20 protein-coding genes are annotated in these 22,049 nt (G+C 63.0%); 9 read left to right on the top strand and 11 right to left on the bottom strand.

The features are described from left to right. Positions 1-2: 2 nt before the first annotated feature. Positions 3-1,355 (bottom strand): 3-oxoacyl-ACP reductase, encoded by a 1,353-nt coding sequence (locus tag BM321_RS22780; protein WP_092444902.1) that lies wholly within the window; start codon positions 1,353-1,355, stop codon positions 3-5. A gap of 193 nt (positions 1,356-1,548) precedes the next feature. Between BM321_RS22780 and BM321_RS22775 the strand changes: the two genes are divergently transcribed. Continuing rightward, on the top strand, positions 1,549-2,826 hold the full coding sequence (locus tag BM321_RS22775; RefSeq protein WP_092444900.1) for an acetyl-CoA C-acetyltransferase: 1,278 nt from the start codon (positions 1,549-1,551) through the stop codon (positions 2,824-2,826). On the opposite strand, the gene BM321_RS22770 is transcribed toward BM321_RS22775, so the two are convergent. Next, positions 2,813-3,841, bottom strand: coding sequence for a bile acid:sodium symporter family protein (locus BM321_RS22770; RefSeq protein ID WP_092444898.1), 1,029 nt, complete (start codon positions 3,839-3,841; stop codon positions 2,813-2,815). The two genes, BM321_RS22775 and BM321_RS22770, sit on opposite strands and share 14 nt — an antisense overlap. Positions 3,842-3,921: 80 nt before the next feature. Here BM321_RS22770 and BM321_RS22765 point away from each other — a divergent pair, with 80 nt between their 5' ends. Together BM321_RS22765 and BM321_RS22760 are read left to right on the top strand one after the other, a co-directional pair. Further along, entirely contained in the window at positions 3,922-4,713 is a 792-nt protein-coding gene (locus BM321_RS22765) for an AraC family transcriptional regulator (protein WP_092205106.1), read from the top strand. A gap of 240 nt (positions 4,714-4,953) precedes the next feature. Next, positions 4,954-5,847: a PA4780 family RIO1-like protein kinase gene (locus BM321_RS22760; RefSeq protein WP_072410317.1), complete on the top strand. Its 894-nt coding sequence runs from the start codon at positions 4,954-4,956 to the stop codon at positions 5,845-5,847. Between the two features lie 147 nt (positions 5,848-5,994). On the opposite strand, the gene cueR is transcribed toward BM321_RS22760, so the two are convergent. From cueR to BM321_RS22745, 3 genes are all read right to left on the bottom strand, one after another. Then, positions 5,995-6,396, bottom strand: a complete 402-nt coding sequence (gene cueR / locus BM321_RS22755) for a Cu(I)-responsive transcriptional regulator (RefSeq protein WP_092444896.1) — start codon at positions 6,394-6,396, stop codon at positions 5,995-5,997. Further along, positions 6,393-8,786, bottom strand: coding sequence for a heavy metal translocating P-type ATPase (locus tag BM321_RS22750; protein ID WP_092444894.1), 2,394 nt, complete (start codon positions 8,784-8,786; stop codon positions 6,393-6,395). The genes cueR and BM321_RS22750 overlap by 4 nt, the downstream gene beginning before the upstream one ends. A 193-nt stretch (positions 8,787-8,979) precedes the next feature. Continuing rightward, on the bottom strand, positions 8,980-9,363 hold the full coding sequence (locus BM321_RS22745; RefSeq protein WP_092171257.1) for a hypothetical protein: 384 nt from the start codon (positions 9,361-9,363) through the stop codon (positions 8,980-8,982). Positions 9,364-9,510: 147 nt separating this feature from the next. Between BM321_RS22745 and BM321_RS22740 the strand changes: the two genes are divergently transcribed. After that, the gene (locus tag BM321_RS22740) at positions 9,511-9,708 is read left to right on the top strand and encodes a heavy-metal-associated domain-containing protein (protein WP_092444892.1); all 198 of its coding nucleotides are present in this window, start codon (positions 9,511-9,513) and stop codon (positions 9,706-9,708) included. A 95-nt stretch (positions 9,709-9,803) separates the two neighbouring features. Continuing rightward, positions 9,804-11,006: a multidrug effflux MFS transporter gene (locus BM321_RS22735; RefSeq protein WP_092444890.1), complete on the top strand. Its 1,203-nt coding sequence runs from the start codon at positions 9,804-9,806 to the stop codon at positions 11,004-11,006. 1 nt (position 11,007) lies between these two features. Here the strand turns inward: BM321_RS22735 and BM321_RS30585 are convergent, their stop codons facing one another. Next, on the bottom strand, positions 11,008-11,178 hold the full coding sequence (locus tag BM321_RS30585) for a hypothetical protein (RefSeq protein ID WP_175459516.1): 171 nt from the start codon (positions 11,176-11,178) through the stop codon (positions 11,008-11,010). Positions 11,179-11,400: 222 nt separating this feature from the next. After that, a complete protein-coding gene (locus BM321_RS22730; RefSeq protein ID WP_092331137.1) occupies positions 11,401-12,414 on the bottom strand; it encodes a zinc-binding alcohol dehydrogenase family protein in 1,014 nt (337 codons plus the stop codon). A 114-nt stretch (positions 12,415-12,528) separates the two neighbouring features. Between BM321_RS22730 and BM321_RS22725 the strand changes: the two genes are divergently transcribed. The 3 genes from BM321_RS22725 to BM321_RS22715 all read left to right on the top strand — a co-directional run bounded on the left by BM321_RS22725 (position 12,529) and on the right by BM321_RS22715 (position 15,835). Further along, positions 12,529-13,458: a LysR family transcriptional regulator gene (locus BM321_RS22725; RefSeq protein WP_092444888.1), complete on the top strand. Its 930-nt coding sequence runs from the start codon at positions 12,529-12,531 to the stop codon at positions 13,456-13,458. Positions 13,459-13,599: 141 nt separating this feature from the next. Next, positions 13,600-14,334, top strand: coding sequence for an ArsR/SmtB family transcription factor (locus BM321_RS22720; RefSeq protein WP_092444886.1), 735 nt, complete (start codon positions 13,600-13,602; stop codon positions 14,332-14,334). A 118-nt stretch (positions 14,335-14,452) separates the two neighbouring features. Further along, the gene (locus tag BM321_RS22715; protein WP_092444884.1) at positions 14,453-15,835 is read left to right on the top strand and encodes an MFS transporter; all 1,383 of its coding nucleotides are present in this window, start codon (positions 14,453-14,455) and stop codon (positions 15,833-15,835) included. A 118-nt stretch (positions 15,836-15,953) separates the two neighbouring features. Here the strand turns inward: BM321_RS22715 and BM321_RS22710 are convergent, their stop codons facing one another. From BM321_RS22710 to BM321_RS22700, 3 genes are all read right to left on the bottom strand, one after another. After that, positions 15,954-16,907: an adenosine deaminase gene (locus BM321_RS22710; RefSeq protein ID WP_060739317.1), complete on the bottom strand. Its 954-nt coding sequence runs from the start codon at positions 16,905-16,907 to the stop codon at positions 15,954-15,956. Positions 16,908-16,991: 84 nt separating this feature from the next. Further along, on the bottom strand, positions 16,992-17,957 hold the full coding sequence (locus tag BM321_RS22705; RefSeq protein ID WP_092331148.1) for a 2-oxoglutarate and iron-dependent oxygenase domain-containing protein: 966 nt from the start codon (positions 17,955-17,957) through the stop codon (positions 16,992-16,994). A gap of 146 nt (positions 17,958-18,103) precedes the next feature. After that, positions 18,104-19,186, bottom strand: coding sequence for a BMP family ABC transporter substrate-binding protein (locus tag BM321_RS22700; RefSeq protein ID WP_092331151.1), 1,083 nt, complete (start codon positions 19,184-19,186; stop codon positions 18,104-18,106). A 291-nt stretch (positions 19,187-19,477) separates the two neighbouring features. Between BM321_RS22700 and BM321_RS22695 the strand changes: the two genes are divergently transcribed. Continuing rightward, positions 19,478-20,569, top strand: coding sequence for a calcium:cation antiporter (locus BM321_RS22695; protein WP_092444882.1), 1,092 nt, complete (start codon positions 19,478-19,480; stop codon positions 20,567-20,569). 35 nt (positions 20,570-20,604) lie between these two features. Here BM321_RS22695 and BM321_RS22690 read toward each other — a convergent pair whose 3' ends face one another. Continuing rightward, a complete protein-coding gene (locus BM321_RS22690) occupies positions 20,605-21,963 on the bottom strand; it encodes an 8-oxoguanine deaminase (RefSeq protein WP_092444880.1) in 1,359 nt (452 codons plus the stop codon). Between the last annotated feature and the right edge of the window lie 86 nt (positions 21,964-22,049).

Below are 22,049 nucleotides of genomic sequence, written 5' to 3'. Positions count from 1 at the left end.
GGTCATGCTCCCAAAAGGCTTTGCCCACATACCCGCAGGGCCTGCCCGGTCACGGCGCCCGTGCCCGGCTGCGCGAGCCAGGCCACGGCTTCGGCGACATCTTGAGGCAGGCCGCCCTGGCCGAGGGAACTCATGCGCCGCCCGGCCTCGCGCAAGGCGAAGGGGATCTCGGCGGTCATGCGGGTTTCAATGAAGCCCGGCGCCACGGCGTTGATGCTGATGCCCCGGGGTTGCAGCAGCGGGGCCCAGGCCTGGGCCAGGCCGATCAGCCCGGCCTTGCTCGCCGCATAGTTGGTCTGCCCACGGTTGCCGGCAATGCCGCTGATGGAGGCCAGCAGAACGACCCGGCCATTGTCGCGCAGGGTGCCGCTGTCGAGCAGGGCCTTGGTCAACACTTGCGGGGCGTTGAGGTTGACGGCCAACACGGCGTCCCAGAATTCCGGGGTCATGTTGGCGAGGGTCTTGTCCCGGGTGATGCCGGCGTTGTGTACCACGATGTCGACGCCGTCGGGCAGGTGCTCGATCAACTGGGCGGCGGCATCTTCGGCGCAGATATCCAGCGTGACGCTGCGCCCGCTCAAGCGCGCCGCCAGGGCATCGAGGTCGGTCTTGGCCTGGGGAACGTCGAGCAGGATCACGTCGGCGCCATCGCGGGCCAGGGTTTCGGCGATGGAGGCGCCGATCCCGCGGGCCGCGCCAGTGACCAGCGCCTTGAGCCCCGTGAGCGGTCGGGTCCAGTCCTGGACCTGGGTGCCACAGGCGTCGAGGCGAATGACCTGCCCGGAAATGAAGGCACTCTTGGGCGACAGGAAAAACCGCAGCGCACCTTCCAACTGGGCTTCGGCACCGTCGCCGACATACAACAGTTGCAGCGTCCCGCCGTGGCGCAACTCTTTGGCCAGGGAACGGCTGAAACCTTCCAACGCCCGCTGGGCACTGGCGGCGAACGGATCGCCAAGGCTTTGCGGCGCGCGTCCCAGGATGACGACATGGGCGCTGTGGTCGAGGTTCTTCATCAGCGGCTGGAAAAATTCCCGCAGCTGCTTGAGCTGGTCGACCTGCACCAAATGGCTGGCGTCGTACACCACTGCCTTGATTTTCGGGCCGTGGCCGGGGATCCACTCGGTGGCCACGGTTGGTTCGCCGCCGTAGATGAAAATGGTGTCGGTCAGGCGCTTGGCAAACGTGCCGATCTGTTCGGTCAACGGCCCGCCGCCCAGCAGCAGTGCGCCTTCGATCGGCCGTAGCCGCCCGGCTTGCCAGCGTTCCAGGCGTACCGGCGATGGCAGGCCGAGGGACCCGACCATGCGCCGACCAATGGGCGAATTGGCGAAGTCGATATAACGGTCAGACATGGAACACACTCCGGCTGATGAGGTTCCAAGTGTGGACCATGATTGGCAATCAGTCGTTCGATCGGCGAGATAAAGCCTAAGCTTGAGCGGGGGCGCTTTGTCCAGGGCACCGACCCCCTGTGGGAACCAAGCTTGGCTCCCACAGGGGGCGGTTGAGTTTTCTTAGTGCATCAGACCTACAGGGGAGTTCTTCATGACACAACCACGCCGCGTCGCAATCATCGGTGGTAACCGCATTCCCTTCGCCCGCTCCAACGGGCCCTATGCCACCGCCAGCAACCAGGCGATGTTGACGGCTGCTCTCGAGGGGCTGATCGAGCGCTACAACCTGCATGGCCTGCACATCGGTGAAGTGGCCGCCGGCGCCGTGCTCAAGTTTTCCCGGGATATGAACCTGACCCGTGAATGCGTGCTCGGTTCGCGGCTGTCGCCCAGCACGCCGGCCTATGACGTCCAACAGGCCTGTGGCACCGGGCTGGAAACGGTGCTGCTGGTGGCCAACAAGATCGCCCTGGGCCAGATCGACAGCGCCATTGCCGGCGGTGTCGACACCACGTCGGATGCGCCAATCGGGGTCAATGAAGGGTTGCGCAGGATCTTGCTGCAAGCCAATCGCGCCAAGACCACCGCTGAGAAAATCAAAACTTTCCTGCAATTGCGCCCCCAGCACTTGGTGCCGGACTTGCCGCGCATCAACGAGCCGCGTACCGGCCTGAGCATGGGCGAGCACTGTGAATTGATGGCCCAGACCTGGCAGATCCCCCGGGAGGCCCAAGACCAGTTGGCCCTGGAAAGCCATCAGAAAATGGCCGCGTCCTACGCCGAAGGTTGGCAGAACGACTTGATGACACCGTTTCTCGGCCTGACCCGGGACAACAACCTGCGCCCGGACCTGACCCTGGAGAAACTCGCCTCCCTCAAGCCGGCCTTCGAAAAAAGTGCCAAGGGCACGCTGACGGCGGGCAACTCCACGCCACTGACCGACGGCGCCTCGTTGGTGCTGCTGGGCAGTGAAGAATGGGCCAAGGCCCGGGGCCTGCCGATCCTGGCGTACCTGCGCGACGGTGAAACAGCGGCGGTGGATTTCGTCAATGGCGCCGAAGGGTTGCTGATGGCCCCGGTCTACGCCGTGCCGCGATTGCTGGCGCGCAACGGCCTGACCTTGCAGGACTTCGATTACTTCGAGATCCACGAAGCGTTCGCCGCCCAAGTGTTATGCACGCTGAAGGCCTGGGAAGACCCGGACTATTGCAAGACCCGTCTGGGCCTCGACGCACCACTGGGGTCCATCGACCGCGGTCGGTTGAACGTGAAGGGCAGTTCCCTGGCCGCCGGGCATCCGTTTGCCGCCACGGGCGGGCGCATTGTCGCCAACCTCGCCAAGTTGCTGGATGCCGCCGGGCGAGGTCGCGGGTTGATTTCCATCTGCGCCGCCGCCGGCCAGGGTGTGACGGCGATTATCGAGCGTTGACGAGGGCGCCCTCCTGGCGGGACGCCAGTGCCTTGTGCTGGCTGGCGTAGCGCTCGGCCAGGATCGAGCAGACGATCAACTGCATCGGGTGGTAGATCATGATCGGCAGCAGAATCAGCCCAAGGCCGGGATGGTTGCCGAAAATCAACGCCGCCATCGGCACCCCGGCGGCGAGGGATTTCTTGCTGGCGCAGAACACCGCGGCGACTTCGTCGGCGCTATTGAATTTCAGGGCGCGGGCGGTGCGGGTGGTCGCCCACAGGATGATTGCCAGCAGCACGGCACTGCCCACCACTGCGCTGAGCAACACGCCGTTGCCTTGCTGGCGCCAGATGCCGGACACCATCGAGTTGCAGAAGGCCGCGTAGACCAGCAGCAGGATCACCAGCTTGTCGATGACGCTGGTGTAGCGTTTGTACCGACCGAAAAAACCGGCCAGCCAACGCCGCAGGAACTGCCCCAGCACCAGCGGCAGCAGCAACATCATGCACAGGTCGAGCAAGGTCGAACCCAGGTCGATGCCACCGGCGCCGCTGCCGACCACGAAACTGACCAGCAACGGTGTCAGGAAAATGCCCAGCACGCTGGACAGGCTCGCGTTGAGAATCGCCGCCGGCACGTTACCTTTTGCACTGCCAGTCAGGGCCACCGAGGAAGAAATCGTCGAGGGCAGGGCGCACAGGTAGAAGAACCCCAGCATCAGCAGTGCCGGCACATGGCTGCCCAGCAGCCAGTTGCTGAGCAGCCAGAGCAACGGAAATACGCCAAAGGTGAAGGCCTGCACCATCACGTGCAGCCGGATGTTCTTCAGGCCATGGCGGATCTGCTCGCCGGACAGGTTGACCCCGTGCAGGAAGAACACCACGAAGATGCCGATGTTGACCACCCATTCGGCATGCATGGCACCGCCCGTGGCACCAAAGGTGGGAAAGAAGTACGCCAGCAGCGTGGCGAGCACCATGCCGCACAGGAACCAGTCGGTCGCCATGCGTTTGAGGTGTCTGAAGATATGCATAGGGCACCGCATGTTGTAAGAAAAGTCGACTTAGCCTAACGTCGCCCCTATTCAGTCGTCTTGCGACATAAGGCCAATCAATGCCGCCTAACGGACATCAGCAGCTGGAACGACGTATCCCCGACCTGGCGCAATTGCCGAGGCCGCTGTACGCCCGTGTCGAAAGTTTGAGCGCCGGTTCCTGGACGCAGGCCCATCGCCATGACTGGGTGCAATTTTCCTACGCCATCAGCGGCGTTCTCGGCGTACACACCGCCGCCGGCAGTTTCTTCGCCCCACCACAACGGGGTATCTGGATCCCCGCCGACCTGGAACATCAGGTGGTGACCTCCACCCGGGCGGAAATGCGCAGCCTGTATGTCCATCGTCACGCCTGCCCCTGGGCCGATGAGCGCTGTCGGGTGCTGGAAGTCACGCCACTGGCCCGTGAGTTGATCAAGGTGTTCTGTCAGCTGCCGGTCGATTATCCCCAAGGCGATACCCAGGAAGAACGGCTGGTGCAGGTGTTGCTGGACCAGTTGGCGACGTTGCCGGAAGTGGGATTTTCCCTGCCACTGCCGCGACATGCCCGCTTGCTGGCGCTGTGTAACGAATTGATCGAACAGCCTGAACAGAACGTCACCTTGCAAGCCTGGTCTGAACGTCTGGGCACATCGGAAAAAACCCTGATGCGTCTGTTCCAGCGTGAGACCGGCCTGAGCTTTCGTGCCTGGCGCCAGCGCATGCGCCTGTTGTCGTCCCTGGGCTCGTTGGAGAAAGGGGACAGCGTCACCAGCGCCGCGTTGTCGTGTGGGTACGATTCAACGTCCGCATTCATTGCCGCGTTCAAGGGGATGTTCGGGTATACGCCGGGGGAGTTGTTCAAGCATTGAGCTGGCGCACTTGCCTACGGCTGGCGGTAGACATGACTGTCAGCTCTTGTCGCAAATACCTGGATATTCAGTTGCCAACGCCAGCGCCGGTCTCGGCTATGATTCGACGCTGTCGATTGATCCGGCACATTGTGTGCATCACAGGTTCATAGGTCGGCAACCCCTCCCCGTGGAGGAAGGATTGCCGTATAACGACTGTCATTCGCGTGTTTGGTAATAAAGGACCCACAATAAAAGCTGATGAAGACTCCAAAACGCATTGAACCCCTGATCGAGGACGGTCTGGTCGACGAGGTGCTGCGCCCACTCATGAGTGGTAAAGAAGCAGCTGTTTATGTGGTGCGCTGCGGCAACGAGCTACGTTGCGCGAAGGTCTACAAGGAGGCGAACAAGCGAAGTTTTCGTCAGGCGGCCGAGTATCAGGAAGGCCGTAAGGTGCGCAACAGCCGTCAGGCCCGGGCCATGGCCAAGGGCTCGAAGTTCGGGCGCAAGGAAACCGAGGACGCCTGGCAGAATGCCGAAGTGGCGGCGCTGTTCCGCCTGGCAAGCGCGGGTGTGCGCGTGCCCAAGCCGTACGACTTCCTCGAAGGCGTACTGCTGATGGAGCTGGTGGCCGACGAGTACGGCGATGCGGCGCCGCGCCTGAACGATGTGGTGCTGGAGCCGGACCAGGCCCGTGAATATCACGCCTTTCTGATTTCCCAGATCGTGTTGATGCTGTGTACCGGTCTGGTGCACGGTGACCTGTCGGAGTTCAACGTGCTGCTGACGCCGACGGGGCCGGTGATCATCGACCTGCCGCAAGCCGTGGATGCCGCGGGTAACAACCATGCCTTCAGCATGCTGGAGCGGGACGTGGGCAACATGGCGTCCTACTTCGGTCGGTTTGCCCCGGAACTCAAGCGCACCAAGTACGCCAAGGAAATGTGGGCGCTGTACGAAGCTGGTACCCTGCACCCGGCCAGCGTGCTGACCGGCGAGTTCGACGAGCCGGAAGAACTGGCGGATGTCGGTGGGATCATGCGTGAAATCGAGGCCGCCCGCCTGGATGAAGAGCGCCGTCAGGCCGTCCGCGCCGCCGACGATGCCCCACCCGGCAAGACCGAAGAACCACCGCCGCCGTGGATGCAATGATCGGTTGAACAGAAACCCGGCCAACAGCCTAGTGCCAGTCAGTTAAGCCCCCAAACGACACAAAACCTGTGGGAGCAAGCTTTGCTCCCACAGGTGTGGGGCTTAACTGACTGGCATTAGGCTAATGGTCGGTTTTTTTTGTGGACATCAACTCTTGCAGCACCCCGACGCCAGTTCCTTGAGGATCGGGCAATCCGGACGGTGGTCGCCGTGACAGTGCTCGACCAGGTCTTGCAAGGTGTCGCGCAGTTCGGCCAGTTCGCGGATTCTCTGGTTCAGTTCATCGATGTGTTGCCGGGCCAAGGCCTTGACGTCGGCGCTGGCGCGTTGGCGGTCTTGCCAGAGAGCGAGCAATTTGCCGACCTCTTCCAGGGAAAACCCCAAATCGCGGGAGCGCTTGATGAACGCCAGGGTGTGCAGGTCATCGGCGCCGTAGATCCGGTAGCCGCTGTCGGTGCGATGGGCGGCCTTGAGCAGGCCGATGGATTCGTAATAGCGGATCATCTTCGCGCTCAGGCCGCTCTGGTGGGCCGCTTGGCCGATGTTCATCGCTTGTCCTCCAACTGCTTGGGTGTCCAGAACTTCAACAGTAACGCATTGCTCACCACGCTGACGCTCGACAGGGCCATGGCCGCGCCGGCCAGCACCGGGTTGAGCAAGCCGAATGCCGCCAGGGGGATGCCGATCAAGTTATAGACGAACGCCCAGAACAGGTTCTGGCGGATCTTGGCGTAGGTCTTGCGGCTGATGTCCAAGGCCGCCGGCACCAGTCGTGGATCGCCACGCATGAGGGTGATGCCCGCGGCATGCATCGCCACGTCGGTGCCGCCGCCCATGGCAATGCCAATGTCGGCGGCGGCCAGGGCCGGGGCGTCGTTGATGCCGTCGCCCACCATCGCCACCACCGAGTGGCGCTTCAATTGTTGGACGATGGCGGATTTATCCGCTGGCAGTACCTCGGCATGAACATTGGAAATCTCCAGCGCCTGGGCCACCACCCGGGCGCTGCCTTGGTTGTCGCCGGTGAGCAGATGGCTGACGATGTGCTGTTCATTCAAGGCCTGTACGGCGGCGAGAGCGCCGGGCTTGAGGGTGTCACCGAAGGCGAACAGGCCCAGCACCCGCGGCGTCGCGCCTTGTTCGAGCAGCCAGGACAATGTACGGCCTTCGGTTTCCCAGGCCTGTGCGGATTCGGCCAGCGAGCCGGGGTCCAGGCCCAGTTCGTCCAGCAGACGGCGATTGCCCAGGGCCAGGCGTTGCCCGGCGAGGTTGCCAGCAATGCCGCGCCCGGCCAGGGACTGGCTGTCGCTGACATCCGGCACATCCAGGCCGCGCTCGGCGCAGGCGTCCAGCACGGCTTTGGCGAGCGGGTGTTCGCTGCCGCGTTGCAGCGCGCCGGCCATTTTCAGCAACGCATCTTCATCGCCGTCCAGGGCGGTCAAGTGGGCGATGCGCGGCGTGCCGGAGGTCAGCGTGCCGGTCTTGTCGAACACCACGGTCGTGACTTCATGGGCGCGTTCCAGGGCCTCGGCATCCTTGATCAGAATCCCGTGGCGCGCCGCCACGCCGGTGCCGGCCATGATCGCCGTGGGCGTCGCCAGGCCCAGGGCGCAGGGGCAGGCGATCACCAGCACGGCGACGGCGTTGATCAGCGCGGTTTCCAGTGGCGCACCATACAGCCACCAGCCGATCAACGTCGCCAGGGCCAGCACCAGCACCACCGGTACGAAGACCTGGCTGACTTTATCCACCAGTTTCTGGATCGGCGCCTTGGCGGCCTGGGCGTCTTCCACCAGGCGGATGATGCGCGCCAGGACGGTTTCGGTGCCCAGGGCTTGCGTGCGGACCAGCAACCGGCCTTCGCCATTGATGGCGCCGCCGGTGACCTTGTCGCCGGGCTGCTTGGGCACCGGCAGGCTTTCGCCGCTGATCAGCGCTTCGTCGGCGTGGCTCTGGCCTTCCAGCACTTCGCCGTCCACCGGGAAGCGTTCGCCGGGCTTGACCAGCACCAGGTCATTCAAGCGCAGGGCACTGATGGCAACGTCCCGCTCCTGGCCATCGATCACCTGGATCGCCCGTTCCGGGCGCAAGGCTTCGAGGGCGCGGATGGCACTGGCGGTCTGGCGCTTGGCGCGGCTCTCCAGGTATTTACCGAGCAACACCAGGGCGATCACGACGGCCGAAGCCTCGAAATACAGGTGCGGCATGCTGCCGGGCCGGGCGATCGCCCATTCATAGAGGCTCAAGCCGTAGCCAGCGCTGGTGCCCAGGGCCACCAGCAGGTCCATGTTTCCGGCACCGGCCCGCACGGCCTTGAAGGCGGCGACGTAGAAACGCGCACCGAAGATGAACTGCACCGGCGTCGCCAGGGCGAACTGCACCCAGGCCGGGAGCATCCAATGCACGCCGAACGGCTGCAGCAACATGGGCAGCACCAACGGCACCGACAGCACAATCGCCAGCACCAGGGCCAGGCGTTCACGGTTCAGACGGTTGTTCTGCATGTCGGCGACCTGCTCGGCCTGCCAGACCGTGGCGTCATAGCCGGCGCGCTTGACCGCATCGATCAGGGTTTGCGCATCCACCTGGCCGAGCAGTTCGAGGTGGGCCCGCTCGTTGGCCAGGTTGACGCTGATGCTGTTCACGCCGTCGACCTTGCCCAGGGCACGTTCGACCCGGCCGACACAGGAGGCGCAGGTCATGCCTTCGATGTTCAGTTCCAGGGTGTGCACGGGAACGCCATAGCCTGCCTGTTCGACGGCGTGCTTCAAGGCCGGCAGGCTGCCTTCGGGGGCCTGGACACGTGCCAGTTCCGTCGCCAGGTTGACGCTGACGGCGCTGGCACCGGCGACTTTGCTCAAGGCCCGCTCGACCCGCCCGGCGCAGCTGGCGCAGGTCATGCCGGCAATGGGTAGGTCGAATGTGGTGGATTCGGACATCGGTCACGCTCCCTGTAGTGAATGACTACAGGATCAACCTTGCCATGCTGGCAAGGTCAAGCGCCAATCCTCTGTGGGAGCGAGCTTGCTCGCGATAGAGGTAGTTCAGTCGACATCCATGGTGGATGTTAGATCTCCATCGCGAGCAAGCTCGCTCCCACAGGGGCTCGCAACCACAAGTTCGAGTGGCGTGTCAGTAACCGAGCCCAGCCTGCTTGAGGTACATACCTTGTTCATTCATGGCGATGCGGAACTTCAAGATGTCCCCGGCCTTGAGGGTGATGTTCTGCGACCCAGGCGCGAGCATGCCTGGGTTGCAACCCGGCGCCTGTCCCGGCAGCAATTTCAGGCGCAAGGAAAACTGGCCCGGCGGCAGGTTGAACGAGGTGCTCTGCTCCTGGAACAGCCGGGCCGAGAGTTGATCCTGGATGTATATGCCGATTTCGCAACTGGTCGCCACTTCCAGGCGCTCGCGGGAAATGATCAACACGCCATAGTCTTCACCGACGGCCGAGGCCTGGGGCGCCACCGCTGAAAAACCGAGCATGCAAAACAGACTGAACGCTGACCAGCGCATGGCTGAACCTCCGGTGTGAAATCCTTGATATGTGCAGCTTGGCTGACGGCGATGCCGATTGCCAGCCCGGCAGTTTTTGTCAGAACTTGACCTTGCCATGATGGCAAGCTTGAGACTGGCGGCAACCTCAATCCAAGGAGTCATCTCATGCAAACATTCAATGTCCAGGGCATGTCTTGCGGTCACTGCGTCAAGGCCATCACCCAGGCTGTCCAGGCCAGGGATCCGGCGGCGGACGTGCAAGTGGACCTGGGTGCCAAGACCGTCCGGGTCCAGAGCTCGTTGGCGACCGATGCCGTGCTCGCGGCCATCAAGGAAGAAGGCTATGAGGCTAGTCCCGCCTGAAGTTTTTTAATCGTTAGCGACCTATCGGAATGTTCAAGAGCGCCCGGCACGGCTAGACTGTCGGGCTGTCGAACGACGCCTGAGCTGGACGCTTGATGAACCTTCGCACCATTCTGATTCTTGGCGCCTTGAGCGCTTTCGGTCCCTTGGCGATCGACTTCTACCTGCCCGCCTTTCCGGCGATGGCCACCGTCTTCGGTACTGACGAAAAACACATCCAGTTGACCCTGGCGGCCTACTTCCTCGGCTTGTCCATCGGGCAACTGGCCTATGGGCCGGTGGCGGATCGCTTCGGGCGGCGCATTCCGCTGCTCACGGGCGTCGGCTTGTTCACCCTGGCGTCCCTGGCTTGCGCCTATGCGCCGAACCTCGAATGGCTGATCGGTGCCCGCTTCGTCCAGGCCCTGGGCGGATGCGCCGGGATGGTGATTTCCCGGGCGGTGGTCAGCGACAAATGCGACGCGGTGGGTTCGGCCAAGGTGTTTTCGCAACTGATGCTGGTGATGGGCCTGGCGCCGATTCTCGCGCCGATGCTGGGCGGGTTGTTGGTGAACCTGCATGGCTGGCAGTCAATTTTCATTGCCCTGACCGTGTTCAGTGCATTGGCGTCGACGGCGGTGGCCTTGTGGCTACCGGAAAGCTTGCCGGATTATGTCCCTCGGCAACCGTTGTCGGGGGCGTTGCGCCAATATGGCCGGTTATTGACCGATGCCGTCTACCTCGGCCATGCGCTGACGGGAGGCATCGCTATCGCCGGGATGTTTTCCTACATCGCCGGTTCGCCTTTCGTCTTCATCAAGCTCTACGGTGTCCCGGCCGAACATTTCGGTTGGCTGTTCGGCACCAATGCGGCGGGCTTCATCCTGGTCGCCCAGGTCAACGCCCGGCTGCTGTCCAAGCGCGGCCCGGCGTTCCTGCTGAGCCGCGCGGTATGGGTCTACCTGGGCGCGGGGCTGAGCCTGCTGGCCGTCAGTTCATTGCAACCTGCGCAGTTGTGGCCACTGCTGGTTCCGCTGTTTATCTGCATCGCCAGTCTGGGTTGCATCCTGCCTAATGCTTCGGCCTGCGCCATGAACGGGCAGGGCGCCCGGGCCGGCAGCGCGTCGGCGATGCTGGGATGCCTGCAGTTTTCCGTGGCCGCCGGGGCGGCCGCATTGGTGGCGGCGCTGCATAACGGCACCGCCGTGCCAATGGCGCTGGTCATCAGCCTTTGCGGGCTGTTGGTGGTGAGCGCGGCGATGCTGACTCGTCGCCTGCAAAATGCCCGGGTATTGGCCCAGGCCAGTCGCGAGGGCTGACTCAGCCGGCCGCGCGCTGCTGCTGTTCGGGGAAATGATGGGGCGCGTGGATCCGCGCTTGCAAGGTTGTGGCGAAAGCCTGGGCTTCGGCCTCGGTACGGAAGGTGACGACGTGCCGGTCAAGACGCACTTGCCATTGGTTTTTTGCCACTTCTTTTATCAGGATCTTCATTGCTGACCTCCTCACGAAAAGATTACGTTGCAAAGGCCTCGAGTGTAGACCCGAATACGATCGGAGTTGTGACAACGGTCAATTCTCGGACTGACGGCATGGGTTTTGTGGGAGCAAAGCTTGCTCGCGATAAATGATGACGCGGTTTTATAGAGAACCGCGGCGCCTCCATCGCGAGCAAGCTTTGCTCCCACAAGCGCCAGGCCATCATCGTGTCTTGGGTCAGAAACCTTCAAGCACGATCTTGCCCTTGGACTGGCCGCTTTCCAGCAAGGCGTGGGCCCGGCGCAGGTTCTCGGCGTTGATGGTGCCGAAATGCTCGCCCACCGTGGTCTTCAGCGTACCGGCGTCGATCAGCGCGGCCACGCGGTTGAGCAGTTTGTGTTGTTCAAGCATGTCAGCCGTTTCGAACAGCGAGCGGGTGTACATGAATTCCCAATGCAACGACAGGCTCTTGCGCTTGAGCTTGGTCACGTCCAGCGCCTTGGGATCGTCGATCAGCGCCAGTTTGCCCTGGGGGGCGAGGGCTTCGACCAGTTGGTCCAGGTGCTGGTCGGTCTGGGTCAGGCTGGCGACGTGAGTCACCTGGGGCTGGCCTGCTTCCTTCAATACTTCGCTCAAGGGGCGGCTGTGGTCGATCACCAGGTCGGCACCCAGGCTGCGCACCCATTCCTGGGTTTGCGCACGGGACGCGGTGCCAATCACCTTCAACCCGGTGAGTTGGCTGGCCAGTTGCGTCAGGATCGACCCCACGCCGCCTGCGGCGCCGACGATCAACAGACTCTGGCCCTGGTTGTCCTGGCCTTCCTGGATATTCAGGCGCTCGAACAACAATTCCCAGGCGGTGATGGCCGTCAACGGCAGCGCCGCCGCGTCGGCGAAACCGAGGGTCTTGGGCATGTGGCCGACAATGCGTTCATCCACTACGTGCAATTCGCTGTTGCCACCGGCCCGGGCGATGGAACCGGCGTAGAACACCTTGTCCCCGGCCTTGAACAGCGTGACCTCGCTGCCCACCGCCTTGACCACGCCGGCCACGTCCCAGCCCAGCACCTTGGCGACGCCGTCTTCGGGCTGGACGTTCTGGCGGACCTTGGTGTCCACCGGGTTGACCGAAATGGCCTTGACCTCCACCAGCAGATCCCGGGGACCGGCGACCGGTTCCGGCAGCTCGATGTCCTGGAGCGATTGTGGGTCGGTGATGGGTAGCGAGTGGTAGTAGGCAATGGCTTTCATGAAGCGGCTCCGTAAGGTGAGTTTCGATGAAGGCCATGTTTAGCTATTTATAGCCGAGATAAAACCGGCTAAAACAACAGGCTCTTTCAATACTTTTTTGATAATGGGCGCGTGATGCTTCGCTTCGATGACTTGCAATTGTTTGTCCGGGCAGCGGACTTGGGCAGTCTTTCGGCCGCGGCCAGGGTCATGGACCTGTCGGCGGCGGTGGCCAGTGCCGCGTTGAAACGGATCGAGCAGCACCTCGGCGCCCGGCTGTTGGCCCGCTCCACCCGCAGCTTGCGCCTGACGGCCGAGGGCGAGAGTTTTCTCGAATATGCCCGGGCCGCATTGAGCAGCCTTGACGAAGGCCGGCGCTTGTTGACCAGCGGCCAGGACCAGGTCAGTGGGGTGTTGCAGTTGTCCGCGCCGTCGGACCTGGGACGCAACCTGCTATTGCCCTGGCTGGATGCGTTCCAGCGCGAGCACCCCGGGCTGACGGTGCGACTGCTACTGGGCGATCGCATGGCCGACCTGTTCAAGCAGCCGGTGGACATCGCCCTGCGTTATGGCGAGCCTGAGGATTCGAGCCTGGTGGCCTTGCCTGTCGCCCCGGACAACCGTCGGGTGCTGTGTGCATCGCCGGATTATCTGGCTCGCCGGGGCGAACCTCATCAACTGGAACAACTGGCCCAACACAACTGCCTGCTGTACATGCTGGGCAGCCGGGTCCATGACCGATGGGCTTTTCATGACGGCAAGCGAGAGGTGAGCCTCACCGTCAGTGGCGACCGTTTCAGTGACGACGCCGACGTGGTGCGCCGCTGGGCGGTGGCGGGGGCCGGGATCGCCTATAAATCGTGGCTGGATGTGTCCACTGACGTGCTGACCGGGCGTTTGAAAATCCTCTTGCCGCACCTGCAATGCGAACGCGCACCCCTCAATCTGCTGTGTGCCCACCGGGCGCAATTGAGCAAACCGATCAAACTTTTGCGGGACATGCTCCAGGCTCGCTGCGGTGAGTTGACGGCTCGATTTCCACTCCCGACGGGGGCCGGCCATTAGTCGCGCGCAAATAGAGACTTTTCCCTCATGAACAATCGCCTCCAAAGGTTTCCGGAGGACAGGAAAGCTCGATCGTCGCGCTTATACTAACGACCGCCTGCGCCAGAGCAGTAGACGAATGATTCAACAGGGAGTGAATACATGGAACATGCACCTTGCATCAGCCAGATCGCCACGCTGCTGGCTGACCCCAAGCGCAGCGCAATGATGTGGGCCTTGATGGACGGCACGGCCCGCCAGGCCGAAGAGTTGGCGTTGCTCGCCGGTTTGTCGCCGTCCTCGGCCAATGCGCACCTGGGGCGCTTGTCCGCCGGCGGCCTGTTGAAAGTCGAAGCCCGGGGGCGCAAGCGGTTTTTCCGCCTGGCCGCGCCTGAAATCGGCGCGGCCGTCGAAGCGCTGGCCAGCGCGACCCTGGTCAGTACGCCACGGCAGATTCCGGATGTCTTCAAGCGCCGGGCCATGCCGACCAAGGCCCCGTCGGCCCCCGCTTCGTTGATGCGGGCCAGGCTGTGCGACGATCACTTGGGGGGAACCCTGGCGGCGGATCTCTACCAGCGCCTGCTCGACGCGGGATGGATCGAGCAGTTCGAACAACGGGCGATCGTCACGCACAAGGGCGCCACTCAACTGGCCGAGCGTGGCCTGTTCATCCAGGCCCTGGCCCATCGCAACGCCCGTGTCGCCTGCCCTTGCCCGGACTGGAGCGAGCGTCGTCCGCATCTGGGCGGCGCGCTGGGGGCGGCGTTGCTGCAACTGTTCATGCAGTCGGGTTGGCTGACCTTGCCCAACGATTCGCGGGCCTTGCAGGTGACGACGCTGGGCCAGCAGGAAATCCACCGGTTCGCCCGGCAGGATGCCGTAGAGATGGCGTTCTAGGGAACTCGCCTGGCGCGTCGCTCAGGGCTGTCGACAGGTCGTATTCAGCAATAGCCGCCAGCAAGGTTCGCGCACACTCGATCCGGGGATTTTTTTTTGGATTGGGGGGGGCAGCAACATGAATACTCACGGTTACAGCGCGGCGGAACGCCTGGAGCGGTTACCTATCAGCGGGTATCACCGGGTGATTTTCATCATCATCGCCCTGGCGTTTTTCTTCGACTCCATGGACTTGGCGATGATGACGTTCCTGTTGGGCTCGATCAAAGCCGAGTTCGGCCTGAGCACCGCCCAGGCCGGTCTGCTCGCCAGCTCCAGCTTCTTCGGCATGGTGCTGGGTGCGTCGCTGTCAGGCATGCTGGCTGATCGTTTCGGGCGCAAGCCGGTGTTCCAGTGGAGCATCGTGCTGTGGGGCATCGCCAGTTACCTGTGCTCCACCGCCCAGGACGTCGAGACCTTGACGCTGTTTCGCGTCCTGCTGGGCATCGGCATGGGCATGGAGTTTCCGATTGCCCAGTCGATGCTCTCGGAGTTGATCCCGGCCAAGCGTCGAGGGCGCTACATCGCCTTGATGGACGGCTTCTGGCCACTGGGTTTCGTGGCGGCGGGGGTGCTGTCGTATTTTCTGCTGCCGGTGGTGGGCTGGCGCGACATCTTCCTGGTGCTGGCGGTGCCGGCAGTGTTCGTCCTGGCGATTCGCTTCTTCATTCCCGAGTCGCCGCGCTGGCTGGAGCAGGCCGGACGGGGTGATGAAGCGGACGCGGTACTCAAGCGAATCGAAGACAAGGTCCGGGTCTCGCTGGGGCGGCGCGACCTGCCGGAGCCGATTCGCCTGCCGAGGGTCGAGAGCACGCCGGGCAATTTCTTTTCGGCCCTGGCACAGATCTGGTCGCCGCTGTATCGCCAGCGCACGATGATGATCTGGAGTGTCTGGTTCTTTGCCTTGCTCGGTTTTTATGGCCTGACGTCCTGGCTCAGCGCGTTGTTGCAGCAGTCGGGGTTCGCCGTGACCCAGTCGGTGTATTACACCGTGCTGATTTCCCTTGGCGGGATTCCCGGCTTCCTGATGGCGGCCTGGATGGTGGAGCGTTGGGGGCGTAAGCCGGTGTGCATCATCACCTTGCTGGGCGGTGGGGTGATGGCGTTTCTGTATGGGCAGAGTGCGGTGTTTGGCGGCAACGTCGGCCTGTTGATCGGCACCGGTTTGCTGATGCAGTTTTTCCTGTTTGGCATGTGGGCGGTGCTCTACACCTACACGCCGGAGCTGTACCCCACCTCGGCGCGGGCCACGGGTTCGGGCTTTGCTTCGGCGGTGGGTCGTATCGGTTCGCTGCTCGGTCCCCTGGTGACTGGCCTGGTGTTTCCCATCACCGGCCAGGGCGGTGTATTCGCCCTGGGGGCGTTGTGCTTCGCCGTGGCGGCGGGGGTGGTCTGGGTGTTCGGCATGGAAACCCGGGGCAAGACCCTGGAGGAGTTGAGCGAGGGTACGGTGGCCGATTAAACACCAACCCCCTGTGGGAGCGAGCTTGCTCGCGATAGCGGTCTGGCATTCAACATCTATGTCGACTGATGTACCGCCATCGCGAGCAAGCTCGCTCCCACAGGGGTGATTGTCTGGCTTAAGGTTTTACCAGCCGCGCATCCAGGCTGTTCTGCGCCAGTCGCTTGGCCTGGTCCTGGGTCATGCCCAGGTGGGTGTGCAGGGCGTGGAAGTTTTCGGTGACGTAGCCGCCAAAGTAGGCCGGGTCATCGGAGTTCACCGTCACCTTCACACCGCGTTCGAGCATGTCGAGGATGTTGTGCTGGGACATGTCGTCGAACACGCACAGCTTGGTGTTGGACAGTGGGCACACGGTCAATGGAATCTGCTCGTCGATGATCCGCTGCATCAGTCGCTCATCTTCGATGGCCCGCACGCCATGGTCGATGCGCTGGATCTTCAGCAGGTCCAGGGCTTCCCAGATGTACTCGGGCGGGCCCTCTTCGCCGGCGTGGGCGACGGTCAGGAAGCCTTCGTTGCGCGCGCGGTCGAAGACGCGCTGGAACTTGCTCGGTGGATGGCCCATTTCCGAACTGTCCAGGCCCACGGCCACGAAAGCCTCGCGGAACGGCAGCGCCTGGTCGAGGGTTTTCTCGGCTTGTTCTTCACTCAGGTGGCGCAGGAAACTCAGGATCAGGCCGCTGGTGATGCCCAGTTGCTGCTCTCCGTCCTTGAGGGCGGCGGCGATGCCGTTGAGCACCACTTCGAACGGGATGCCACGGTCTGTGTGGGTTTGCGGGTCGAAGAACGGTTCGGTGTGGATCACGTTCTGCGCCTTGCAGCGCAACAGGTAGGCCCAGGTCAGGTCGTAGAAATCCTGGGAGGTGCGCAGCACATCGGCCCCCTGGTAATACAGGTCGAGGAATTCCTGGAGATTGTTGAAGGCATAGGCCTTGCGCAGGGTGTCGACGTCGTTCCATGGCAGAGCGATCTTGTTGCGTTCGGCCAGGGCGAACAGCAGCTCGGGTTCCAGGGAGCCTTCCAGGTGCAGGTGCAGTTCAGCCTTGGGCAGGGCGTTCAGCCAGTCGTACATGGTCTTTTCTCATCAGCGAAGCGATGGCGGGCATTCTACAGGGGGCTGGCCGCCCTGTCGGGTAAAACCTGACCGGCTGATCCACTACACGGCGTGGGGCTCCCGTCGGTAAGCATAGGTGTCGGCGAAGCGCGAGAGCAGGAATTCGGCGCAGGTGGTGGTCGGGTACTTTGGCGGGTGGGCGTCATCCTGGCAACCGGGCAGGCATTGGATCAGCGTGTCGGGGTGCGGCTCGGCAAAGAATGGCATCGAATAACGGTCCACTCCCAGCGGGCTGATCACCCGATGCGGCGTGGACAGGTAACGGTCGTTGCTCCAACGCGCCATCATGTCGCCGAGGTTGACCACGAAGGTACCGTCGATAGGCGGCGCGTCGATCCACTGGCCGTTGACGTTGCGCACTTGCAGACCGCCGGCGGCGTCCTGATAGAGCAGGGTGATGCAACCGTAATCGGTATGAGCGCCGGCACCTTGCTGTTCGGCGCAACTGGCGGCATCGCGGGGTGGGTAATGGATCAGGCGCAGCACGCTCACCGGCTCGTTGAAGCGCGTATCGAAAAAGTCCCGTTCGATGCCCAGGGCCAGGGTCATGGCCCGCAGCAGGGTTTGCGCAAGCGCCTGCATGTCACGGTAATGCTGCTCCATCAAGGTTGCCCAACCGCTCAGGTCGGGATGCCGGTTGGGGCCGCGCAGGGGTTTTTCCGCCAACACCTCGGGGTGATCGGCCGGCAAATGCAGGCCCATGTCGAAGGTTTCCTTCAGGTCGCTGGGCTTGGTCGGGTCCAGTTGTTCCGTGGCGACGGCGCCGTAGCCGCGATGGTGACGGGTCTGGGTGATGTCGATCTTGAGCTTTTCTTCGACGGGCAGGGCGAAGAAGCGTTGAGCATTGCCCAGTACCTCGGCGATGCGCGCCGGGCTGATGGGGTGGCCCTTGATGTAGAAAAAGCCCCACTGGCGGCAGGCGCGGTCGATTTGCCCGGCGACGGCTTGCCAGGCGTCGGGCTCATCGCCGTAGAGCGGGCTGATGTCGATGATGGGCAGGCTGTTCATGCGGCTTTCCTGAAATGGAATAGAGGCCCCATTGTGGGAGCGGGCTTGCTCGCGAAGACGGCGGTACATTCAGCATCAATGTTGACTGATGCGCCGCCTTCGCGAGCAAGCCCGCTCCCACATGGGATTGCTATTGGGCTTGAAGGCTATTTGGGAATCTCGGCCTTCATGCCTTCGACGTAATAATTCATCGACGCCAGCTCCGCGTTGGTGGCGCTCGCGCCCGCGGGGATTTTCTCGACGCCGGCCTGGTCCTTGATCGGGCCGGTGAACGGATGGAAGGCGCCGCTCTCGATGTCGGCGATGATCTGCTCGGCTTCGCCCTTGACCGCTGCCGGCACCAGGTCGCTGATCGGCAGTTTCACCGTGCCTTCCTTCAGGCCGCCCCAGTAGTCCTGGGATTTCCAGTCATGGTCGAGCACGCTCTGGGTCGCCTGGATGTAATGCGGGCCCCAGTCGTTGACGATGGAGGTCAGCACGGCCTTGGGCCCGAAGTGGGCCATGTCCGAAGCGTAGCCCACCGCATAGACGCCGCGTCGTTCGGCGGCCTGGATCGGCGCCGGGCTGTCGGTGTGCTGGAACACCACGTCCACGCCCTGGTCGATCAGCGCGTTGGCGGCGTCGGCTTCTTTGCCCGGGTCGAACCAGGAGTTGACCCACACCACCTTGATCTCGGTACCGGGGTTGTATTTGTTCAGGGCCAGTTGGATGGCGTTGATGTCGCGGATGACTTCCGGGATCGGGAAGGAGGCAACGTAGCCGATCTTCTTGGTCTTGGTCATCTTGGCCGCGAGGAAACCGCCGACGTAGCGGCCTTCGTAGGTGCGAGCCAGGTACGTGCCCAGGTTCTTGTCCTGCTTGTAGCCGGTGGCGTGTTCGAAGATCACCTTGGGGAACTGTTTGGCGACTTTCAGCGTCGGGTTCATGTAGCCGAAGGAGGTGGTGAAGATCAGGTCGTATTTGTCCTTGGCCATGTTGCGGATCACCCGCTCGGCGTCGGCCCCCTCCGGCACGTTTTCCACGTAGTTGGTGGTGATCCTGTCGCCGAATTTCGCCGCCAGCTCCTTGCGCCCTTGTTCATGCTGATAGGTCCAGCCGTGGTCGCCGATCGGGCCGATGTAGACGAAGCCGACCTTCAGCGGGTCGGCGGCACTGGCATTCAGGCCGGCGCCCAGGCCGACGGCGGCGACGACGGCGCAAAGCAACTTCTTCAAGGGGCGTTTGTGCATGAACTCGAACTCCATTTTGTTGTGAGGTTGGCTGTGCAGCACCAATGCAAAATGCTGACCAACAGGACAACAAAATCTGCGATCTTTTCGGGGCAGCCATCGCGAGCAAGCTCGCTCCCACAAAGGCATGCACAACCTGTGGGAGCGAGCTTGCTCGCGATGAGGCCCTCCAGATCGATAAAGGTGCACCTGCCAGCCACTCGCCACTGTCTGGTGCGTCACACTCGAACGAAACGTTCGCCGCCCCCTACAGTCTGTAGCTCATGACCCGCCCACGCTGACAGGCCCGCGATGCTCACTTTGCTCAAGCAAGAAAAACTGCTGTTGCTGGCGCTGATCGCCGCGTTCATCGCCTACCCGCTGGAACATTGGCTATTGGGCAACGGGCAACTGGTCGCGTTGATCGGTGGCCTGGTGCTGATCGGCTTCATCGTCGCCGCCTCCATGCGCGTGGCCCATCACGCCGAGTTGCTGGCGGAAAAAGTCGGTGATCCCTACGGCACGATGATCCTGACCCTGTCGGCGGTGCTGGTGGAGGTGGTGATCCTGGCGATCATGATGAGCAACGAAGCGTCGTCGACACTGGTGCGGGACACGATCTACTCGGCGGTGATGCTCGACATCAACGGCATCCTCGGGCTGGCGGCGCTGATGGGCGGGATCAAGCATGGCGAGCAGGCCTACAACGACGATTCGGCGCGCACCTACAGCGTGATGATCCTCACCGCCATGGGCGTGTCGATGGTGGTACCGGAGTTCATTCCCCAGCAGAACTGGAAAATGTATTCGGCCTTCACCATCGGCGCGATGATCGTGCTGTACACCCTGTTCCTGCGCATGCAGGTCGGGCCCCACAGTTACTTCTTCAGCTACAGCTACCCGGAAAAACGCCGCAAGAAAGAACCGGTGGAAAACGAGCCGGAACCCATCAGTCTGACGTTTTCCATCGGTGCCCTGGTGTTTGGCGTGGTGGTGATCGGCGCCCTGGCCGAAGTCATGTCCAAGGCACTCGACCTGGGCCTGGAAGGCTCGGGCGCGCCGCCGGTGGTCACGGCGATCCTGGTGGCCGCGATCTCCGCCGCACCGGAAATCCTCACCGCTCTGCGCGCCGCCCTGGCGAACCGCATGCAGTCGGTGGTGAACATCGCGTTGGGCGCGTCGCTGTCCACCGTGATCCTCACCGTACCGGTGATGGAAGCCATGGCCCTCTACACCGGCCAGCCCTTCCAGATGGCGATGACCCCGGTGCAGACGGTGATGATCTTCATCACCCTGATCGTCAGCGCGATCAACCTCAATGATGGTGAAACCAATGCCATCGAAGGCATGACCCACTTTGTGTTGTTCGCGACGTTCATCATGTTGTCCTTGCTGGGGCTCTAGGCCCAATACAGCTCCCACAGGGGATTTGGGGTGGGTCAGGCGCCGGCGATCAATTCCCGCGCCGCCTGGCTGTGATCGGCAATCAGCCCCTTCAAGTCCAGCCCCTCGACCTGCCCGTCGATCACTCGCCATTGCCCGCCGATCATCACCCGATCCGCCCGGTCCGCACCGCACAGCAGCAGGGCCGAGATCGGGTCGTGGCTGCCGGAGAAACGCAGCTCATCGAGCTTGAACAGCGCCAGGTCGGCCTGCTTGCCCACGGCCAGTTCGCCGATATCGCTGCGCCCGAGCAGTTGCGCCGAGCCCCGGGTCGCCCAGCCCAGTACGCGTTCCGGCGTGATCGCTTGAGCGCCATAGCGCAGGCGCTGGATGTACAGCGCCTGGCGGGTTTCAAGGATCATGTTCGAGGCATCGTTGGACGCCGAACCGTCTACCCCCAGGCCCACGGGGGCGCCGGCGGCGGTGAGCTCCAGGGTCGGGCAGATGCCCGAGGCCAGGCGCATGTTGGAAATGGGGCAATGGCAAATGCCGGTGCCGGCGGCGCCGAGGCGAGCGATTTCATCCGGGTTGAAATGAATGCCGTGGGCCAGCCAGGTACGGGGTCCGAGCCAGCCGACGCTGTCCAGGTAATCCACGGTGCGCAGGCCAAAGCGTTGCAGGCAAAAGTCCTCTTCATCGAGGGTCTCGGCCAGGTGAGTGTGCAGGCGTACGTCGAGTTGCTCCGCCAGCTCGGCACTGGCGCTCATGATCTGGGGCGTGACCGAAAACGGCGAGCAGGGCGCCAGGGCAATCTGGATCCGGGCGCCGTCGCCGCGCTCGTGGTACTCGGCGATCAAGCGCTGGCTGTCGGCGAGAATCACCTCGCCCTGCTGCACGGTCTGCTGCGGTGGCAAGCCTCCGTCGGCCTCGCCCAGGCTCATGGAACCGCGGGTCAGCATCGCGCGCATGCCCAGTTCACGGACACTTTGCACTTGCACGTCGATGGCCTGTTCCAGGCCTTGGGGAAACAGGTAGTGGTGGTCGGCCGCCGTGGTGCAGCCCGACAGCAGCAACTCGGCCAAGGCCACTTTGCTCGCCAGGGCGAGTTTTTCCGGGGTCAGCCGCGCCCATACCGGATAGAGGGTCTTCAGCCACGGGAACAATGGCTGATTCACCACCGGCGCCCAGGCGCGCGTCAGGGTCTGGTAGAAGTGATGATGGGTGTTGATCAACCCCGGCAGGATCACATGCTCGCGCGCGTCGAATATGTGGTCGCAGGGCTGGGCGGGTTGTTGGCCGGCGCTCAGCAGTTCGACGATCACACCGTCCTGCAGGACGAGGCCGCCACGGGCATCGAGGTCGTTGGCGGTGAAAATGGCGAGGGGGTTTTTCAACCAGGTACGGGTCGCAGGCATGGTGGCCGGCTCCTCTGAAAGTGGGTTCAGGTTAGCCAGCTCAGTGATGCCCTGTCTGCTGATCCAGGGTCGCCCGTTGGGTGGGC

It is taken from the genome of Pseudomonas sp. NFIX10, from assembly GCF_900111955.1.
In the GTDB taxonomy this organism is placed as follows: Bacteria; Pseudomonadota; Gammaproteobacteria; order Pseudomonadales; family Pseudomonadaceae; genus Aquipseudomonas; species Aquipseudomonas fluorescens_AA.
This window is presented reverse-complemented; position numbering and strand designations above follow the sequence as displayed.

What these genes read in the sequence shown, in the direction of transcription:
- BM321_RS22775 (WP_092444900.1), top strand. Translation starts at nt 1,549, where the DNA reads ATGACACAACCACGCCGCGTCGCAATCATCGGTGGTAACCGCATTCCC.
- BM321_RS22770 (WP_092444898.1), bottom strand. Translation starts at nt 3,841, where the DNA reads ATGCATATCTTCAGACACCTCAAACGCATGGCGACCGACTGGTTCCTG.
- BM321_RS22780 (WP_092444902.1), bottom strand. Translation starts at nt 1,355, where the DNA reads ATGTCTGACCGTTATATCGACTTCGCCAATTCGCCCATTGGTCGGCGC.
- BM321_RS22725 (WP_092444888.1), top strand. Translation starts at nt 12,529, where the DNA reads ATGCTTCGCTTCGATGACTTGCAATTGTTTGTCCGGGCAGCGGACTTG.
- BM321_RS22740 (WP_092444892.1), top strand. Translation starts at nt 9,511, where the DNA reads ATGCAAACATTCAATGTCCAGGGCATGTCTTGCGGTCACTGCGTCAAG.
- BM321_RS22705 (WP_092331148.1), bottom strand. Translation starts at nt 17,957, where the DNA reads ATGAACAGCCTGCCCATCATCGACATCAGCCCGCTCTACGGCGATGAG.
- BM321_RS22750 (WP_092444894.1), bottom strand. Translation starts at nt 8,786, where the DNA reads ATGTCCGAATCCACCACATTCGACCTACCCATTGCCGGCATGACCTGC.
- BM321_RS22735 (WP_092444890.1), top strand. Translation starts at nt 9,804, where the DNA reads ATGAACCTTCGCACCATTCTGATTCTTGGCGCCTTGAGCGCTTTCGGT.
- BM321_RS22720 (WP_092444886.1), top strand. Translation starts at nt 13,600, where the DNA reads ATGGAACATGCACCTTGCATCAGCCAGATCGCCACGCTGCTGGCTGAC.
- BM321_RS30585 (WP_175459516.1), bottom strand. Translation starts at nt 11,178, where the DNA reads ATGAAGATCCTGATAAAAGAAGTGGCAAAAAACCAATGGCAAGTGCGT.
- BM321_RS22765 (WP_092205106.1), top strand. Translation starts at nt 3,922, where the DNA reads ATGCCGCCTAACGGACATCAGCAGCTGGAACGACGTATCCCCGACCTG.
- BM321_RS22745 (WP_092171257.1), bottom strand. Translation starts at nt 9,363, where the DNA reads ATGCGCTGGTCAGCGTTCAGTCTGTTTTGCATGCTCGGTTTTTCAGCG.
- BM321_RS22710 (WP_060739317.1), bottom strand. Translation starts at nt 16,907, where the DNA reads ATGTACGACTGGCTGAACGCCCTGCCCAAGGCTGAACTGCACCTGCAC.
- cueR (WP_092444896.1), bottom strand. Translation starts at nt 6,396, where the DNA reads ATGAACATCGGCCAAGCGGCCCACCAGAGCGGCCTGAGCGCGAAGATG.
- BM321_RS22695 (WP_092444882.1), top strand. Translation starts at nt 19,478, where the DNA reads ATGCTCACTTTGCTCAAGCAAGAAAAACTGCTGTTGCTGGCGCTGATC.
- BM321_RS22730 (WP_092331137.1), bottom strand. Translation starts at nt 12,414, where the DNA reads ATGAAAGCCATTGCCTACTACCACTCGCTACCCATCACCGACCCACAA.
- BM321_RS22760 (WP_072410317.1), top strand. Translation starts at nt 4,954, where the DNA reads ATGAAGACTCCAAAACGCATTGAACCCCTGATCGAGGACGGTCTGGTC.
- BM321_RS22700 (WP_092331151.1), bottom strand. Translation starts at nt 19,186, where the DNA reads ATGCACAAACGCCCCTTGAAGAAGTTGCTTTGCGCCGTCGTCGCCGCC.
- BM321_RS22690 (WP_092444880.1), bottom strand. Translation starts at nt 21,963, where the DNA reads ATGCCTGCGACCCGTACCTGGTTGAAAAACCCCCTCGCCATTTTCACC.
- BM321_RS22715 (WP_092444884.1), top strand. Translation starts at nt 14,453, where the DNA reads ATGAATACTCACGGTTACAGCGCGGCGGAACGCCTGGAGCGGTTACCT.